Origin of the sequence: Actinomyces israelii DSM 43320, assembly GCF_000711965.1 — a bacterium.
In the GTDB taxonomy this organism is placed as follows: Bacteria; Actinomycetota; Actinomycetes; order Actinomycetales; family Actinomycetaceae; genus Actinomyces; species Actinomyces israelii.
Genome location: NZ_KL544003.1, coordinates 32654 through 50319, shown reverse-complemented (window position 1 = coordinate 50319; position 17666 = coordinate 32654). Strand labels below are relative to the sequence as shown.

Below are 17666 nucleotides of genomic sequence, written 5' to 3'. Positions count from 1 at the left end.
CTCCACGTAAACCCCGCGCGAGCGGGGATGATCCGGCCCCGCAGCAGGCGGGGCCATGAACAGCAGGGTAAACCCCGCGCGAGCGGGGATGATCCGGCCTTCCACAGGTCGGCCAGGGACTTGCGTTCGTAAACCCCGCGCGAGCAGAGGCGTGGTAGTGGAACGGGAGGCGGTGCGCACCCGCCAGTGCGCGCCTAAGTCCTGGAGGCCGCACAACCCCGCCGCAAGGTCCGCACCATCATCCCGGCGGTCGTGCTGGGGCTCGCGCCCCGATCTGCTCCGATGCGGGATCCCGCCACCAAACGTTCTGGAGACAGGCTGGTCGGCGATATCACCTATATCCGCACCTGGGAAAGGGTTCGTGTACCTTGCGACCGCCCCCGGGCTGCTGCACCAAGAAGGTCGTGGGCTGTGCGATTGGGGCGACCGCACGCGGCACCGGTCCTGGCACGAGGCAATCGACATGGCGCCCCGCAGCCGCCCGACGAGGAGAAACCCCACCCCCGCGCCGCGGCACCCCGGCACGCCGCCGAGCAGTTCCGCCTGGCACCTGAAGGATTAGGGTACTCATCCTTCGGCGGAGAGGACCGGGGTGCGCTGGGCGGGCGCCCGGGCGGAAGCCGGCGGGCGCGCCCCTCAAGGAACGAGTAGGGCGCACGCCGATGGTCCACCCCAGCAAAGAGTAAGACCATCAACGATACTGCCTCCTGGACCGAGCCCGGTACACAAGTCAGACACGTCTCCACGCGGACGCCCGGGCACCGGACACAGGGCGAGGTCGAACGCGAGCGGCCGAACCAGAACAAGGCCGCTCAGCTCAGCACAATCAACACAGTCCGAAAAACCTCGGCAATCCAGTTACGCGGCTCTTGAGGATGTCGAGTCTGATCAGGTTCGGTGCCCGGTGCAGGTCGGACTCCTCCTGACCGGCTGCTCCTGCGCCTTGTCGAGTATGAGTCTATTCTGCCCGACCCGTTCGAGAGGCGCAGTGGCGAGGAGGCCATGACCAGACGGATGCGGCTCCCCAAGGGGGAGGAGAGCAAGGCTGTACGCGGACCGCGAGAAGGCGAGCCAGTCGTTCCTCAGGGCGCTGGGCCTGACAACCAGGAGGATGAGGACCCACCCCATCAAGGGTAACCAGGACGCCGATCAGACCCGCCCCCCATGACGGGTCGCCCGACACGCGAGACCGATGAGGAACAAAAGGACCGCGGTCGTCCTGGACAACGCCAGGCTCCACATTTCAACTTCACCATTGGACAGAACAAGAGCCTGGGTCTAAGACACCAGCCCCGACGGACGATCTTCCGCAGTTTCCGACTATCGGCCGCGCCGGACGACGAGGCGGGCGAATCTCTCGACGTAGTCTCTCAGAAACTCCTCCGTTCTCGCGCTGCGGAACTCACCGCGCTCGTCGAGCAGCTCTCCAGTGCGCGGCAGGAACACCTCGGGCTGTCCGGGCATGGGCATGTCGAAATAGGACAGCGCCAGCCGTAGGTTCTTATTGGCGCTGTAGCCGCCGAGAGAGCCCACCGAGTGGCTGATGACTCCCGCAGGAAGAACTGTCCAGACCGCCTCACCACCCGGCTTGGAGCCGATGTCGACGGCGTTCTTGACGCAGGCCGGGATCGTCCGGTTGTTCTCAGGGGTAATGAACAGAACCCCTGAGGCGGCGCGCACAGCCTGACGGAAACGCGCGTACTGCGAGGGCAGCGGCTTATCCGGAACGGCCGGGTCGTCGTAGTCGGCGTCGTAGAGGGGCAGGTCGCCAATCTCGACGACGCTTCCGCGCCAGCCCTGAGGCAGGTAGCTAATGACATGGCGAGCGATATCACGCGAGCGCGCGGAACGACGCAGACTGCCGATAATGATGGCGATCTCGGTGTCGGCTGCGCCCTGTCCTGTTGTGCCGTTCGTGCTCACAGTTCCCAGTCCTCGTCGCTAGTGCTTTCAGCACGTCCAATGATGTAGGAAGATCCGGAGCCGGAGAAGAAGTCGTGATTCTCCTCGGATCCCGGCGAGAGCGCGGCCAGGACCGCGGGGCTGACGACGGTCTCCTCAGGTGCGTAACGAGCCGGGTAGCCGAGGTTCATGAGTGCCTTGTTCGCATTGTAGCGGACGAAGGCGGCAACATCATCCATGAGCCCGAAGGGATCGTAAAGCTCCCCGGAATAGACCATCTCAAGGTCGTGGAGCTCCTCGAGGAGGCCGAGAACGAAGTCCTCCATCTCCTGGCGCCGTCCGGGATTCTTCGTCTCCAGGCTGCGCTGATACTTGTAGCCGGAATAGTACCCGTGCACCGCCTTGTCCCGCAGGATAAGGCGGATCATGTCAGCGGTGTTCGTCAAGGTGGCGCGGACGGAGAGGCGCAAGGGGAGGTAAAAGCCGGCGTAAAGCAGGAAGGAGGACAGCAGGGTGGAGGAGACCTTCCGCTTGAGAGGATCCTCCCCGTAGTAGTGGACGATAACCTTCCTGACTCGCTGTTGCAGAACATCGTTGCCGATTGCCCACCGGTAGGCCTCGTCGATCTCGGGTGTGGAGCAGAAGGTGGAAAACACCGAGGAATAGGATCGGGCGTGAACAGCCTGCATGAAGGCGATATTGGTGTAAACGGCCTCCTCGTGCTCGGTGCGCGCGTCCTGGATCTGACTGATCTCCCCGACGGTGGCCTGGACGGTGTCCAAGAGGGTAAGGCCGGTGAAGACCCGCATGACGAGGATCCGTTCCTCGGGCTCCATGGAGCGCCACGAGGGAATGTCGTTGGACAGAGGCACCTTCTCGGGGAGCCAGAAGTTGGAGGTGAGTCGGTTCCAGACCTCAAGGTCCTTGTCATCCTGAACAAGATTCCAGTTAACGGGGCGCAAGCGGGCGGTGGGGTCGTGACGGAAGCCTTGGGGCGTGGCGGAAAGCTCGATGTAGGGGATGGTGAGATCGTTCATACCATGGTCTTTCATTGTGGGTGGGCCGTTCTAAGCACAGGAGCGCCAGGGCCGTCAGGATGACGGCGCGCCGTCCATCTGGGACAGTTCGGAGAAGGTGGTCCGGGCGCTCTCGTCATGGTCCTGCCAGAACCGGTCGAGCCCTTCGCGCACCCGTTCGACGTCGTGCTCGGTGCCCAAGAGCTCGAAGCGGTAGAGCTCAGGAACGGCGCACTTGCCTGCGATAACCGGACCGGCCAGGCAGTAGGCCTGACCGAAGTTGGTATTGCCCGAGGCGACGACCCCGCGCAGCAGGGCGCGATTGTGGGGATCGTTGAGGAAAAGGGCAACCTGGCGAGGCACCGCCCCTGAGATGTCCCCGCCCCCGTAGGTGGGGACGATGAGGACGTAGGGCCGTGTAACCCGGATACGCCCTTCGGTCCGAGGACGCAGAGGGATGCGAGTGGCAGGTCTGCCGAGTCTCTCGACGAATCGGCGCGTGTTGCCCGATGCCGAGGAGAAGTAGACCAGGTCAGTCGAGACCTCGCCCTCCAGAACGGTGACCGAGCGCGCCTGCGGCCCTGACGGGAGCACGGCCAAGGTTGCGGATAGGGGCATACGAGAACCTCCTGTACTGCTCGTCACTCATGCGACCACAAGATCTTGTGGTCCGATGCCTGCAAGTAGCGGCTATGTAGTAGTAGCAGTAATCTCACATAAACTACGCCATGCCGTACTATGAGATACGTCATGGCGTAGTTTGATGGGCGAGTGCCTGTCAGACACCCGACACGCCGTCTGCAGACGCCGGGGCGGGTCCTGTCGGCTGCCGAGCCTCAGACGTCCGGACCAGGACGCGTCGGCACAGAGATCCTGAGGAAACGGCACTGGGATCGCCTCACACGCACGGTCCGGCCGTCGCCCCCGAAGCGGAGCGTCACTCGCTCGGCGAAGGGTGCGGAGGGGAGAAGCTCGACCTCGTCATCCAGTCTGAGACCGGCACTGTCGAGGTGCCGAAGCAGATCCGGATCCGCGTCAAGGACACGCTCGAGGCGACCGCGGCGCCCGATTGGCAGAGCCTCCAGGGCGATATGGCGGGGAGCGGCCACGACGCCGTCCGCAGTGGGGATCGGATCGCCGTGGGGATCCCGCTCAGGACGCCCCAGAAGCTTGTCGATGCGCTCAACCATGAGCTCGGAGACGACATGCTCGAGGGCATCGGCCTCAGCGTGCACCTCGTCCCAGGAGTAGCCGAGCACCTTGGCGAGGAATGTCTCCAGGAGCCGGTGCCGTCTCACGAGGATGAGAGCCGCCTTCCGCCCTTCCGCAGTGAGAGCGACGGCGCCGTACGGAACGTGTTCAACGAGCCCGCTGGCGGCCAGCCTCCGCACAGCGTCGGAGGCCGAGGAGAGCCGCACGCCGATGCGCTCGGCCAGACGGCTCGGGGTGACGGGGCCGTCGCCCCACTCCCCCAGGGTCCAGATCGTCTTGAGGTACTCCTGGTTGGACGCGGACAGCTCAGAAGCGGGCATGCCCGGAAGGCTACCTGCAGCCCGCGCGCGGGGGGCCGCCATGTACAGATCCGCCGCCTCTGCTGGCTCCGAAGGGCCGGCCGTCCGCTGCCCCCCCCCGACGCCCCTCTTCATGCCTCACTCCGACCGGGGCAGGCCGCGATATTCTGCCTGCGCCCCTGCTCAGCCTCAGACCGAATCCGATCGAAGGAGACCCCATGCGCGTGCTCGCGGCGCTGTCCGGCGGAGTCGACTCCGCCGTCGCCGCCGCGCGCGCCGCCGACGCAGGGCACGACGTCGTCGGGGTGCACATGGCTCTGACCCGCAGCCGCGCCCAGACCCGGTCGGGCTCGCGCGGCTGCTGCTCCATCGAGGACGCGTCCGATGCCCGCTGGGCCGCCGAGATCCTCGGCATCCCCTTCTACGTGTGGGACCTGTCCGAACAGTTCGAGGAGCGTGTCGTCGCCGACTTCCTCGCCGAGTACCGCGCTGGCCGCACCCCCAACCCCTGTGTGCGCTGCAACGAGCGCGTCAAGTTCGACGCCCTGCTCGAGCGCGCCCTCGCCCTGGACCTCGACGCCGTCGTCACCGGCCACTACGCCCGCCTGCGCGGGGGCGCCGCCTCCGGGCGCCCCGGCCAGACCGCCGGCCTGGAGCTGCGCCGCGCGGCCGACACCGCCAAGGACCAGTCCTACGTGCTGGCGGTCTCGGGCCGCGAGGGCTTGTCCCGCGCACTCTTCCCCCTCGGTGACGCCCCCTCCAAGGCGGAGGTGCGCGCCGAAGCAGAGCGCCGCGGCCTGCCGGTGGCCTCCAAGCCCGACTCCTACGACATCTGCTTCGTCGCCGACGGCGACACCCGCGGATTCCTCACCCGCAGCCTCGGCGTCCGTGAGGGCGCCCTGGTCTCCCCCGACGGCGAGGTGCTCGGCACCCACAACGGCTACTTCGGCTTCACCGTCGGCCAGCGCAAGGGCCTGGGCCTGACCCGCCCGGCAGCCGACGGACGGCCTCGCTACGTCATCGAGACCCGGCCGAGCTCCAACGAGGTGGTCGTCGGCCCCGAGGAGCTCCTCCGCCGCAGTGCCGTGAGCGGCAGCGCCCTGGTCCTCCTGGCCGAGCCCACTGTGCTCGACGACGGCGGGGCCGGCTGGCGAGACGTGACCGTACAGGTGCGCGCCCACGGTCGCCCCGTCCCGGCCGACGTCGCCGTCGATGCCGAGACCGGAACGCTGCGGGCGCGGCTGCACCAGCACCTGCGGGGCCTGGCGGCAGGGCAGTCCGTCGTCGTCTACGGCGGCGAGTCCGGCGACCAGGTGCTGGCCCAGGCGACCGTGACCTGACGCCGGGCGCCGATGCCGGAGCGGAGTCCTCCCCCTAGGCGGGTGCGCGTACTGCGGTGGGACAGCTGCACCAGCGCCCGTAACTTGGGCGGTCTCCCGACGTCGTCCGGGAGGTTCACGACTCCCGGATGCGCGGCGCGCGGCCCACGCCGCGCATGTCTCACGGAGCGGGGCTGGCGCCGGGCCCTCGACTGGGGCTGCGCACCGTGGTGGACCTGCGCTGTGCATGCGAGGCGCCCCGAGCGACCCACCGTCTCGGGTATGGATTCTGGGCGCCCCCATCGAGGACCATTCGGACTTGGAGTTCCAGCGCGTCCACTTCCCGATCCTGGATTCCCCCGTGTGGTGACACGCCTGACGGCTCCAGCCGCACCTGACCCGCAGAGCCCTCGAGGCGGTCGCCGAGCCGGACCCGGAACTCCCGTCCACTGCACGGCAGGGACCGGACGGGCATGGTGTTGATGCTCCTGCTCGCGAACGCCGGCACCCCGCCCGAGGGCCTCGCCCAGGACTACGCCGCCAGCGCGTACGCGATGGCCAGCGACGAGAGGGAGGTCCCGACGATCGATGAGCGGGCCGGGTGGTCCGACGCGGAGGTCGTCGCCCACCTGGCCCGAATGCTGTCTCACTGGTCCGCGACGCCGACGAAAGAGCGGACGAGGCCACGGGCCTCATCGGCGAGGGCCCATCGGTCCGGGCCCGGCTGCGCAGCCCCCTCGTGGCCTGAGCAGCGCGTACCGCGTGCCACGAAACGCCGGCATTCCTCGGTGGTCGAAGCCCTCCGAGGCGCGCAGCCTCCCGCAGGCGCCTCATGCCGCTCAACAGGTCAGGAGGACGGCACCCCATCCCGGCGCAGCCACGCCCGTGAGGCGCCGAGGTAGGTTCCGACAGCCCCCCGCCCTGAGCAGCTCACCGCGCACAGCCCAGCCACTGAGTACGGTGAGCAGAGCCGGGGTGAAGGGCCGCCGGGGCGGGAAGCCGGCACCCGCCCCAGCGGCCCCTGAGGCCGCCGTAGCCGAGGAAGATCAGGGTCACGAGGCCGCCCAGGCGGATGGCGGCCAGACGGAAGGGACGCTCCGCCTGCCGCTCGCGCATCCGCTCCAGCTCGGGTGCGGGGCCGGTGAGCCGGGCTTGCGAGCCAGTGGCCGACTGTCGTGAACGGACCGGAGAGCCAAGGTGGCATGACGGGTCCCCTCAGCGCAAGGACGTGTGCCGCTCGATGGCACGCACCGCCCACCAGGCCAGCGCCCCGGCGAGCAGGGGGCCGACAGCCACCGCGCCCACCCCGACCTTCCTCGCCTCGGCACCGGTACGGATCACCTCAAGGAACTGCGGCCACATCACCTGAGTCGTGACGTCACCAGTCGTGACGTCCACGCTCACAGGGAGAAAAAGGGTAGCGACCAGCCCGAGCAGCTGACTGACCACGTAGAGCAGGACGAACCCGATCGCAGGCGCCCCGAGCCCGAGGTGGTTGAAGCGCCCCTGCGCGCCAATGCTCATGACAGCGCCGACCTCGATAACGAGCGTGACGATCCCGATCAGGACGGCCGTGACGAAAATGATCACCTTGACCGGTCCGGCCGCATCGGCAGCCACTCGCAGCGGTTCAAGGAGCCCGCCGAGGGTGGTACCCATGCTGCGCGCGAACACGACGAGCCAGATGACAAGACCGACGAGACAGACCCCGCCCACGACCAGCGCCATCATGCAGGCGTAGAGCGCCTTGACAGCGAAGTGCACCCGACCGCGCACCGGCACCGCCAGGGTGAGGTAGCCGCGCCGGCCGTACATGGACCGCCAGTAGTCGACCGCCACCTGGACCATCACAACGACCGGAGTCACGACAATCACCCCCATGGCGGCGACCCGCATGAGGCCCGCCAGGAGGACGACGCCGGAGATGGGCTCGTCGAGCAGGCAGACCCGGGCGCGGCGGCTCATCCCCAGAGCGACGCGCAGCTTCTCCCCCATGCCCCTGCTCATCTCTCTCAGGGAGTGATCGAGGGGCAGGTTGAAGAAGTCAACGAGCCGGCGGGCCTTGTCGGCGTCGAAGTCGGCGAAGAGCCGAGAGAACCGGGCGATGGCCCGGGGCGCAGTGAGGCCGGCGGCCAGGAACCCGGCGTCCGGGAGGAAGGTCACCCGCGCCTTGGAGGCCGGCCCGGGAGCATGCCCGGCGATGCGCACCTGGCCGTCGTAGTCGGTCAGGAGGCCGGCGAGGATCTTCAGCAGGGTGGTCTTGCCGCAGCCGTTGGCACCCATGAGGCCAACGATGCGCCCGGCCGGCAGCCTCAGGCTGAGGTCGCTCAGGGCCGGCCGCCCGCGGTAGGCCTTGGTCAGGTGACGCACCACCACCAGCGGCGGGGCGCCGTCCAGGGACGGGATGGCGTGAGGGCGGGGGCGCGCGGCGGGGCCCTGCGCGTCCAACGGCGTCGTCGGCGAGGTGCTCATGAGGTCTCTCCTGACTTCTGGGCGGGGCGCTCCGGCCACCGCTCGGCCAGGATCTCGCCCGCCTGGGCGAGGTCCATGCCGATGGCGGCGACGGCGGCAATGTAGGTGTCTGCGGCGCCGACGGCGAGGTCGCGGCGGACGGCGGCCAACGCCGTGTCGTCCGCAGTGACGAAGCGTCCGGCGGTGCGGTCGGCGGCGGTCAGGCCGCTGCGGTCGAGCTCGGCCAGGGCGCGCTGGACGGTGTTGGGGTTGACGCCGGCCTGCGTGGCGAGGTCGCGCACGCTGGGTATCCGGGTTCCGGCGGGCCAGGTGCCGGTCACGATCCGCATGCAGAAGTCATCGACGAGCTGGATCCGGATCGGACGGGAGTCATCGAGACGGACGCCGCCGTCAAGCCGGAGGACTCGCGCCGCCTCGGCCCGCCCGCCGCCCCAGCGGTCTCAGCACAGGCTCGACTCACCTGTTAAGCGAATTCCGAACGCGTGTAAGAAGCCTCCCGGACGCACCCCGACCCGACGTGCCGCACCCGATCACAACATCCACCTTTCATTGCGATAACAACATTCCTTCACCACCGGCGCAGAACCTGCCGGAGAGATGTTGCCAGCTCTGCCGCGCACTCCTACCGTGAATTACGTCAGTGATCGCACCTCACCGAAGGAGCACCCATCATGTCGACCGTCACCGCTATCAAGTCCTGCGCCACCACCGCCTGCGCCTACAACCATGGCGGCTGCACCGCCTTCGCCATCACGGTCGGCGGCGACGCCGCCGCCCCGGCCTGCTCCACCTTCGTCAGCCTCGACGCCCGTGGCGGCCTGCCGGTGGCCGAGGGGCACGTGGGCGCCTGCCAGCGCCTGGAGTGCGTCCACAACACCGACCTCATGTGCACTGCCGACGCCGTCGCCATTGGATCGGACACGGCCACCTGCCTGTCCTACGAGGCCCGCTGAGGCGCCCGCCCAGCTCGTCATGGCTTCCGCGGCAGGAGAACACGCCTCACAGGTACAGCGATGGGGAGGCCCGTAACCGGGCCTCCCCATCATCGTCTCCGCGCGGCTGTGCAGCCGCTCACCGCAGCAGCCCGCCGACCAGGGTCTCCCGGACGAGGCGCCGCAGATGACGCCCGACCTCGTGGGCGCGGGTCGTGCCCGCCGGCAGGAAGATCTGAAGGGTGTCGGTGGTCTCGCGCCGCAGCCGCAGAAGCGTGACGGCGTACGGGGACACGTCCACGCACAGCACCCGCCCCCACAGGGCCGCGCACAGTCCCTCGGACGGGCGCCTGGAGCAGAGGACCCCGGGAATGCCGCCCTGCCCCACTCCGTCGCACAGCACCTCGAGCGCACCCTCGCCCAGGGCCTTGACCTCCTCCTGCGCGCTGAAGGTCTCGAAGGCCGACCACAGCAGGGGCCGCACGCCCTTGGCATCGGGGTCGAGCACCTCCTCCATGGTGTGTCCGCTGACGCCCATGGCGTCATGAACCATGATCCGGTTCGTCTCGATGACGCCCAGGCGCCCGCCCGGCGCATCGGCGAGCCCGGCCAGGTCCGTGAGCGGGTCCTCACCCGTGATCGCGCAGTGGCACCCGGCCACCGAGCCGGACAGGACGGCGTCGCGCCCGACGTCGTCGAGCCAGGTGAGCACGCCCAGGAGATGGACGGTGGCGGTGGTGATGCGCAGGCCGGGCTCGGCCGCCTCAAGCGCGACGTCGAGGCGCACCTCGACCGGAGACTCGCACGGCACGTCGGCCATCGGGTGGTCCGCCGCCGGATGGGCGGCCACGATAATGCTCCCGGTGACGTCGAGCGCGTGGAGGACGAGCTGGGAGGGGGCGCCGGCGTCGAGCCGGTAGGCGGTCAGGGTGGCGCAGCCGGCACCGGACAGGAGACGGCGCGCCATGCGGCGCGAGGCGATGGCGGCCTGCGGCGTGCGCCTCTCATCGGTGTACGTCACGGTTCCCCTTCCCCATCGCCAGAGATCGTTGAAGTAAGGCTAGCCTGGCAGCCCCGCGAAGGCGAGGAGAGACCGCTCACCGGACGGGCGCGCGGACCGGCCGGGGCGCCGGTCAGGCCCGCCGATCGGTCCTTGCGGAGGGGCGCCTCCTCGGCGGCATCCGTCACGGCGCGGTAGTCGGCGTAGCACTCCGCCAGCAGGACGGGCGGAACCTGCGCCAGGGGCACGTCCCGGCGGCCGCGGCGCAGGCTCAGGCCGCCGGTGGCGGTCTCCTCGCCCTCGTCCCAGGCGTCGGCGCCCGCGAAGTCGATAATGCTGCGCGGACCCAGGCTCGGAAAGTCCTTGGAGAACTCGCTGTACCGGTACCTGGTCGAGGCGCACTCGTAGCCGCGGGACTCGACCGCCCTGCGCAGCTCGCGGGCGACGGTGCGCCGCCCGGCTGCGTCCCGGATGGTCGTCTGACCGGCGGTGAGGCCGGGGGCGCGGGCCGACAGCTGGTCGAACAGCGGCTCGACCTCGTAGTCGGACAGGTATGCCCGTCAGGCCCCGGCCTGGGCACCGGTCAGGAGCTGGCGTGGGGCGGCGCAGGTGGACCGCGACGTCGTCGGCCCCGAGAAGCTCGCCGTCCTCGGTGGGGCCGTGCCGGACTGCCGTCCGGGGCGCTGGGCTCAGGAACGTCCCGCCCGTCGCTCGCCAGCCGCACCAGTCGGGTGACCAGGTGCCCGGCGAGCGGGTGGGCGGCCAGCAGCTCGCGCCGCTGGGCCAGCGGCCAGGTGCGCCCGGCGCACATGGCCTCGTACAGCCGGCGCGTCTGGACGTCCAGACGTCCAGGACGGCGATCGCGGCGCGCCGCACGGTGGCGGCGCTGTCCACCACCAGGGCCGCCAGCAGCCGGGAGCAGGCCGCGGCGGCCTGCGGGTGGTCACCCAGGCGCCTGACCAGGACCGCCCTGGCGTGCGCGGACGGTGCCGTGAGCGCGCTGGCGGGAACCTGTCCACCGTGGGCGACCAGGCAGCCGTCAAGGCCCGGCAGGCAGTGCTCGGGGCTGTCGGGCCAGGTGGGGACCCCGGCCTCCTCGGCGAGCCAGGCGAGGAGTACGACGGCGGGGATCTGCTCGGCGGCCGTGCCCGTCGCCCGCAACAGGGCCGCGACCGCCGCCGGGCTCCAGCACTCGGACACCGACGGCCCGGAGCCGGTGCCCCTTGGCCCGCGGGCGCCATGTGGCCGACGGGGGCATGCAGGTCGGCGAGGACGGCGCGCAACGGCAGCAGGGCGCGCTCGACGAGCCGGCGGGTTACGGGATCGGTCACGGCGCTCTTCTTGTCTCTCACCGACCGCCCGGCCTTGCGGGGCGGCCCTCATGGCTCATGAGCGTAACGATCGGGTACGACACGAATCGGCCCCGGTCCGCGGCCGGGGGCGAGGCGGGCCCGCGTTCACCACGGGCTGGCGTTCTTCCTCCAGTCGGGGTCGAAGGACCCCAGGGCCGCCATGGCCCGGTAGTCGGCGTAGCACTCGGCCAGCAGGACGGGTGGCACGACGGCGAGCTCGACCTCACGGCCCCTGCGCCGGAAGGAGAGGCTGGTGGTGGCACACGGCATGCTCTCCTCGGGCACCCAGGAGCCGGTGAAGCCCAGCACCGCGGTCAGGCGCGATGAGGAGAACTCCTTGACGTAGTCGTGGAAGGTGCCCGCGTCCACCACGTCCCCACGCTGGTAGCCGCGCTTGGCGGCCGCGGCCCGGAAGGTGAAGGTGTCGGTCACATGGCCCTGGAGGTCGGAGAGGGCCTTCTGCCCCTCGTCGATCCTCGGGACGGCGGCGGTCAGCTGATCGAAGAGGGGCTCCACCTCGTAGTCGGCCAGATGCGCCCGCCAGGCCGCGACCTGCGCCCCGCTCAGGGCGGTGCCGTGGGCCAGGCCCACCACCGCGTCATCGGCCAGGGGCACCTCGGCGTCGTCGGCCCCGATGAGCGCCCCGTCCTCGGTGGGGCGGAATGTAACCACCTCCCCGCCGCCGCCCGGGGCGGCGGTCCAGATCAGCCGGCTGACGAGGCGGCCGACCAGGGGGTGCGCGGCCAGCAGCGCCCGCCAGTCGGCACCCCGCCAGGTGCGCGGCGCGCACATGGCCTCGTACAGCCGGGCCGACTGGAGAGTCAGGACCGCCTTGGCGTCCTTGCGCGCGACGCTCAGCTGCTTCCTGGCCTCCTTGACGACCTCGGGGTCCTCATTCACCCGCGGCGCCGGCAGGGACTTGCGTGCCTTGCCCCCGGCATCGAAAAGCACGATCTTGAAGTCCGGAGTCAGGCGGCCCGTGAACTCCCGGTCCCCATAGGACAGGTGCAGCAGTCCGTCGGGGTCGAAGCCCGCGGTCGGGATGGTGCGGTCCGCCAGCTCGTCGGCGCTCCAGCCCCGCTCGTCGGCCGCCTCCTGGGCCAGGGCGGCGGCAGCGGCCTGGATGCCGGCCATCTTGTGGCGGCGCGCAATGCTCAGGAGCACCTGGAGCGCGGTGTCCTTCCCGTTGGCGGCCAGGGCGTGGACCAGGACCTCGAACTGGGCCCGCCGCCCCGGGTTGTCGCGCATGTAGGAGCGTACCAGCCCTGCCAGCTCGCCGCCGTCCATCCTCACCGCGAAAGCCAGCAGCCCCTTGTCGGCGATCGCCGAGCCCACGTAGGTGCGCTGGTGCTCCGCGTAGGCCTGGGCGACGCGCTCCTCCAGCGGGACAGCGGCCTCGGCCTCGGCCCGGCTCAGGAAGCCTGCCATCCTGGGAGCCGCGCGGCAGTCGGCGAGCCACCGCTGGGCGTGGTCGTAGCGCTGCCGACCGGCGGCCTGGGCGTGCGCCCGGCTCTCCTGCGCGCTCGGGTGGGCGGTGTCCTGGGCGATCCAGGCCCGGGTCACGTGCGCGGCCAGCGCCGCGGCGTCGGCGGGCTCCAGTAGGGACAGGTAGAGGTTGATGAGCCCGCGGCCCGACGGGTTCTTCATCTTGTCGGCCAGCACCACCCACCACCACGGCGTGCGGGAGTCGACGGCGTCGCCGTTCTTCCAGCGGACGGCCGGCAGTGACTGCGGGTCGAGCCAGGACAGTGAGGCGGGCACTTTCCCCTTGAGGCCCTTGGCGGCCTCGGCCCCCAGGGCCCGGGGGGACAGGAACTCCGTCATGTCGCCGCCGCAGTCCTCCAGGGCGACCAGCAGGGCCGCCCGCGCCACGTCCCTCTTCTCCCGCCCCAGGGCCGTGCGCAGCGCGGGGACCGACTCGGGGCGCGCCAGGGAGCCGACCCAGGCCGCCGCCGAGGTGCGCACCTCGGTCGTCCTGGCGGCAAGCCCCTGCTCGGCCAGCTCGCGCACCCGCGGGTGGGAGCGCAGCGCCGCCTGGGCCAGCGGGCGGCTCGCCTTGGAGGGGCCCACTGCGGCGTCGGCGACCGCGGGCAGCAGCTCGGCGGGGACACGGGGGAAGGCCGTCAGGATCTCCAGGGCCCGCGGCGCCGTGGCGGCGTCCATGAGCCGCTCGCGCAGCAGGTCGAGGTGCTCGGCGTACCACGGCCAGGACGCCTCCGGGTCGACGGTGAGGAAGACGTAGTCGTGGAAGTCGCAGAAGCGCTCGACGGCGTCGGGGCCGCCGCCCAGGCGCGCCATGAGGTCCTCAATGGCTCGCGGGTCGGTCTCCGGCCCCGTGTAGTGGCTCAGTGCCAGCCGGCACCAGGGGCTCGTCTCCACGGCATGGAGCCGCAGCGCGTGCGCCAGGGTCAGGCTCGGGGCGTTCCTGACGACCCAGATGACGTTGAACCGGCGCAGGAGCGCGGGCCGGGCGCGGCTCCTGCCGTTGGCGACCGCCACCAGCTCATCCAGATCCGCCTCGGTGATCTGGCGCACTCCCTCTGCCCGGGTGCGGGACGAGGAGTTCTGCGAGGCGGCGGCGCGCTCCATAGCCTGCCCCAGGACGGGGCGCAGCTCGTCCTTGACGGGGGCGGCGTCCGGGCCCACCTCCAGGGGCGTGAACGGGGGGACGTCGAGGGGCTCATCGACCCCCACGGCGTCGAGCGTCTCGTGGCGGGCCCGGGTTGCGGAGACCAGGTCGGCCAGCCTCCGGTTCTCCTCGGCCGCCCGGGTGAGCACGTGGGCGCCGCCGGGGGTCCGGGCCAGGAACTCCACCAGCTCCCGGCAGCGGGACGCCGGGGCCTGGGCCAGGACGGGGGCCAGCGCACCGGCCCTGGTAGCCGCGTCCAGGCCCTCGAGAAGCTCAATCGCCTCCCGGCGCAGCTCCTTGGAGGCCCCCGCGGCCACGGCGGCGACCAGGTGGGCGCCCGCGGCGGCCCACCGCGGGTTGGCCGCCATACGTGTGAGCACGTCATGACGCTCCTGCCGGCGCAGGCCGTCCAGGAGCGGGCCGGGCAGGGCGGTCGCGTGCTCAGTGAGGTAGTCGGTGACCCCGGGCAGGTCAGCGGCCGACAGCCGCCTGCGCCAGGACGGCTGCCCGGCGGAGTTGGAGTGGGCGGCCAGGAGGACGACGGCGGGGGCGTCGGCCTCCTCCACGCCCCCCTGCCTCAGCAGCGCCGCCAGACGCCCGGCGTCCCAGAACAGCCGCCTCTGCCTGAGCCTGCGCGCCTGGGACTCGGGTGTGGAGCCGGCGCCCTGAGCGTCCACGGTGAACATGACATCCATGAGCAGGGCGTCCACCCAGCCGGGTACCTGCTCGGGAGCCGGCGGGTCGTACGTGGGGTCGGTCTGGAGGACGGCGGCCAGGAGCCGGCCGAGCCGCACCCACTGGGCCGGGATCACGGCGTCACTGCGGTAGAGGGCGTCGCGCCTGACCAGGACCGGGCCTGCCGAGCCGTCCCCCTTCCTCCAGCTGATCCCCGCCTCCTGCAGGCGCTTGCGCCAAGTCCGGCCGTACCAGTGGGTGTAGGAGGCGTTCGAGGTCGCCAGGAGCAGGCAACCGATGGGGCCGTCCCCGAAGGCGGCGATCTCCAGCAGGACCTCGGGGTCGCCGTCGTCGACGACGTAGTCGACGGCACGGTGGTACAGGCCCGCGTCAACCGCCTTGAGCGGCAGCAGCGCCCGGTCGACGAGGTCGCGGACTACAGGTTCGGTCACGGCATTCTCCTTGCGTCGTCAATCGTCGTCATCGGCTCTCCCCGGGCCCCATGTCGATTCTTACGGGATGAAGGGTAACGACCGGGTGCGACATGAATTCGCCCCGGTTGAGCGGGCCGGGCTGATCGGAGCGTCACGGCCCGCCCTCCCCGCACCCCCGCCTGCGAAGGGCAGGCCTCCCCATTGGCGCGCAGCGCCCATCCTGCGTACGACACCGCCGGCCGGCTCTACGCTGGTCCTATGACCGCCGAGCCGCCCCCGCCTCCGCCCGACGAGCCAGGGCCTCCCCCTCCTCCGCCCGACGGGGCCTCCCCCTCCTCTACCGCACCAGACCTCGTCGCCGCCGGCGCCCAGGGGCGGCCCGCCCCACCGCCTCCATCGCGCGCTCTCCGCCGCCCCCGCCTCGGCCGCCGGGGCCGCGCCGCCGTCGCCGCGGTCCTGGTGCTGGTGATCGTGCTCGCCGGGGTCGGCGCCTGGGCCCTGGCCCGTTCGGGGGGCTCCCGGACGCACAGGAGGCCGCCGGCCGTCCAGGCGACCCTCGACCTGTCGGGCCTCGGCGAGCATCTGGCGCCCGCCCCCATCGACTCCGGGGGCTCCGTCGTCCTCGCCTCCGGACAGATGCGGGTGCTGCGAGTGGTCGAGGACGGCCGGGAGGCGCTGGTCGGCGTCGACCTCTCCTCGGCCTCGGGCTACCCGGTGTGGCAGGTGCCCGTCCCCGACGAGCTCGCCGGCCAGGCCCTGAGCTGCCAGTACACGCAGGAGGCCATCGACTGCGGGGACCTGCTCAGCATCGACCCGTCGACCGGCGTCAATACGGCCGGGCCCGTCACGGTGCCGGCCGCCGCCCCCGCGTCCCCGGACGCCACTCCCGGCGCCGCGGGCGGCCAGCCGCCCGCCCCCGACTCGGCTTTCCCCGCGCCCCCGACGGCCTCCGTGCAGCTGGGCGAGTCCGCCTCCGAGGACATGCCACTGGCCGTGAGCCCGGACGGCTCCCTGACCGCCGGCGGGAAGACGATCAGGGAGCTCACGTTCGACGGCCCGGTGTGGGCGGCCCGCATCGACATGCCCCGCACGTTCGCCGGCATGACCCTGCCCATGACCCGCCGAGTGTGGGTGGTCAGCGACGGCGCGACCATGGCGGGGCTCGACGGCTCCTCCCTGCTGTGGTCCGGCACCCTGCCCGACGGCGTCGCCGCCCTCAACGGCCTGGGCGCCCAGGACCCGCCGCGGTGGCTGGTGGCCAAGGGGGCGATCGTCATCGCCCACCCGGACGCGATCGTCGCCATCGACCCCATGAGCGGCAGCACCGTCTGGCAGGCCGACGGCACGGTGACCTCCTGGTCCGCCTCCGGCGACGCCATCGTCGTCGTCAACGGCTCGACGGCCTCCCTGCTGTCCTTCGGCAAGGGCTCCGTCCCCGCGACCGCGACCGCCCTGCCGTCGTCGGCCCCGACCGGGGACACGGCGCCTGCGCCCGACCTGGAGGACATGAAGGGCTCCACCCTCGAGGTCCCCGACCTGTGCAAGACCGCCGGCAGCCAGGACCCGGCCACCGGAAAGACCATGGCCGCCTTCGTCGACGGCGTGGCCACCGGCTCCTCCGCCGTGGGGGCGCCGCCGACCGCCACCATGACCGCACTGCGGCCGGGCGTCTTCGACGGCTCGCCGGTGGCCATCACCGTCCTGAGGTGCTACGGCGGGGGCAACACGGTGTTCGACGTGGTCGCCGCCTACGACTCCGACAAGACGCTCATCGGATCCGTGGACCACGTGGTGAAGGACGACATCGGCGAGTCCCCGGACCTCGTCGTGAAGAACCTGCGCTCGGTGGGCAACACGCTGGTCTACACCGTGCCCGGCATCAAGGTGGCCGGCGACGCCGCCTGCCACGCCTGCGAGGGCGGCGCCGAGGCCACGGTCACCGACCAGTGGGACGGGGACTCCCTGGAGATCACCGACGTCCTCTACCGCCTGCCCTCGGGAGCGGTGCGGATACCCTCAGCCCAGGACGTCCAGACCGCCTACGACGCCATCGCCTCCGACGACCGGGCGGTCGAGGACGAGCTGGTGGAGCCGAAGGCCCTCAACGCCCTCGACCAGCACCTCGGCGCCGGTCAGAACCGCAACTCGACGGCGCGGGCCGTCCAGTTCCCCACGGGCGGCAGGGTCGTGGGGTGCGCGCTCGCCGGTCCCAGCGGGAGCCCCTACAGCACGAACGGCAGCGGCCGGGCCTCGGCGCCGGGCGACATCATCTGCCCGGTGACCACGGACGACCCGACGATGCCCTGGCTGCATCCCAGGCCCGACGGCGGGCCCGGCCGGGGCGCCTACGCCTCCTGGCTCATCCTGCGCGCCGACGAGACCGGGAAGTACCAGGTGGTCGACATCGGACGCGCCTTCGCCTGA

General features: G+C 71.2%; 13 protein-coding genes. 4 read left to right on the top strand and 9 right to left on the bottom strand.

Annotation, left to right across the window (positions count from 1 at the left end; all coding sequences use genetic code 11):
- Nucleotides 1-1320 precede the first annotated feature (1320 nt).
- From O145_RS15360 to O145_RS15345, 4 genes are all read right to left on the bottom strand, one after another.
- Complete coding sequence (locus O145_RS15360) at nt 1321-1923, bottom strand: NADPH-dependent FMN reductase (protein ID WP_052375284.1); 603 nt, start codon at nt 1921-1923, stop codon at nt 1321-1323.
- A complete protein-coding gene (gene nrdF / locus O145_RS15355; RefSeq protein WP_084682679.1) occupies nt 1920-2939 on the bottom strand; it encodes a class 1b ribonucleoside-diphosphate reductase subunit beta in 1020 nt (339 codons plus the stop codon). The genes O145_RS15360 and nrdF overlap by 4 nt, the downstream gene beginning before the upstream one ends.
- A gap of 54 nt (nt 2940-2993) precedes the next feature.
- Entirely contained in the window at nt 2994-3536 is a 543-nt protein-coding gene (gene nrdI, locus O145_RS15350; protein WP_084682678.1) for a class Ib ribonucleoside-diphosphate reductase assembly flavoprotein NrdI, read from the bottom strand.
- A gap of 218 nt (nt 3537-3754) precedes the next feature.
- Nucleotides 3755-4450, bottom strand: coding sequence for a metal-dependent transcriptional regulator (locus tag O145_RS15345; protein ID WP_043564694.1), 696 nt, complete (start codon nt 4448-4450; stop codon nt 3755-3757).
- Between the two features lie 197 nt (nt 4451-4647).
- Here O145_RS15345 and mnmA point away from each other — a divergent pair, with 197 nt between their 5' ends.
- Entirely contained in the window at nt 4648-5769 is a 1122-nt protein-coding gene (gene mnmA, locus O145_RS15340; protein ID WP_043564572.1) for a tRNA 2-thiouridine(34) synthase MnmA, read from the top strand.
- 428 nt (nt 5770-6197) lie between these two features.
- Nucleotides 6198-6650 (top strand): tyrosine-protein phosphatase, encoded by a 453-nt coding sequence (locus O145_RS19980; protein WP_411265972.1) that lies wholly within the window; start codon nt 6198-6200, stop codon nt 6648-6650.
- Nucleotides 6651-6963: 313 nt separating this feature from the next.
- On the opposite strand, the gene O145_RS19975 is transcribed toward O145_RS19980, so the two are convergent.
- Together O145_RS19975 and O145_RS15325 are read right to left on the bottom strand one after the other, a co-directional pair.
- Nucleotides 6964-8220: an ATP-binding cassette domain-containing protein gene (locus O145_RS19975; RefSeq protein ID WP_084682676.1), complete on the bottom strand. Its 1257-nt coding sequence runs from the start codon at nt 8218-8220 to the stop codon at nt 6964-6966.
- The gene (locus tag O145_RS15325; protein WP_052375282.1) at nt 8217-8549 is read right to left on the bottom strand and encodes a GntR family transcriptional regulator; all 333 of its coding nucleotides are present in this window, start codon (nt 8547-8549) and stop codon (nt 8217-8219) included. Before O145_RS15325 ends, O145_RS19975 begins: the two co-directional genes overlap by 4 nt.
- A 342-nt stretch (nt 8550-8891) precedes the next feature.
- Between O145_RS15325 and O145_RS15320 the strand changes: the two genes are divergently transcribed.
- Nucleotides 8892-9173 carry a DUF1540 domain-containing protein gene (locus O145_RS15320; protein ID WP_043564568.1) on the top strand — a complete coding sequence of 94 codons (282 nt, stop codon included), beginning with the start codon at nt 8892-8894 and terminating at the stop codon, nt 9171-9173.
- A 118-nt stretch (nt 9174-9291) separates the two neighbouring features.
- On the opposite strand, the gene O145_RS15315 is transcribed toward O145_RS15320, so the two are convergent.
- The 3 genes from O145_RS15315 to O145_RS19465 all read right to left on the bottom strand — a co-directional run bounded on the left by O145_RS15315 (nt 9292) and on the right by O145_RS19465 (nt 15260).
- Nucleotides 9292-10173, bottom strand: a complete 882-nt coding sequence (locus O145_RS15315) for a hypothetical protein (RefSeq protein WP_043564566.1) — start codon at nt 10171-10173, stop codon at nt 9292-9294.
- A gap of 562 nt (nt 10174-10735) precedes the next feature.
- Nucleotides 10736-10963 carry a DUF4132 domain-containing protein gene (locus tag O145_RS19470; RefSeq protein ID WP_229118634.1) on the bottom strand — a complete coding sequence of 76 codons (228 nt, stop codon included), beginning with the start codon at nt 10961-10963 and terminating at the stop codon, nt 10736-10738.
- A 646-nt stretch (nt 10964-11609) separates the two neighbouring features.
- On the bottom strand, nt 11610-15260 hold the full coding sequence (locus O145_RS19465; protein ID WP_043564564.1) for a DUF4132 domain-containing protein: 3651 nt from the start codon (nt 15258-15260) through the stop codon (nt 11610-11612).
- Nucleotides 15261-15500: 240 nt separating this feature from the next.
- Here O145_RS19465 and O145_RS15305 point away from each other — a divergent pair, with 240 nt between their 5' ends.
- Nucleotides 15501-17666, top strand: coding sequence for a hypothetical protein (locus tag O145_RS15305; protein ID WP_043564562.1), 2166 nt, complete (start codon nt 15501-15503; stop codon nt 17664-17666).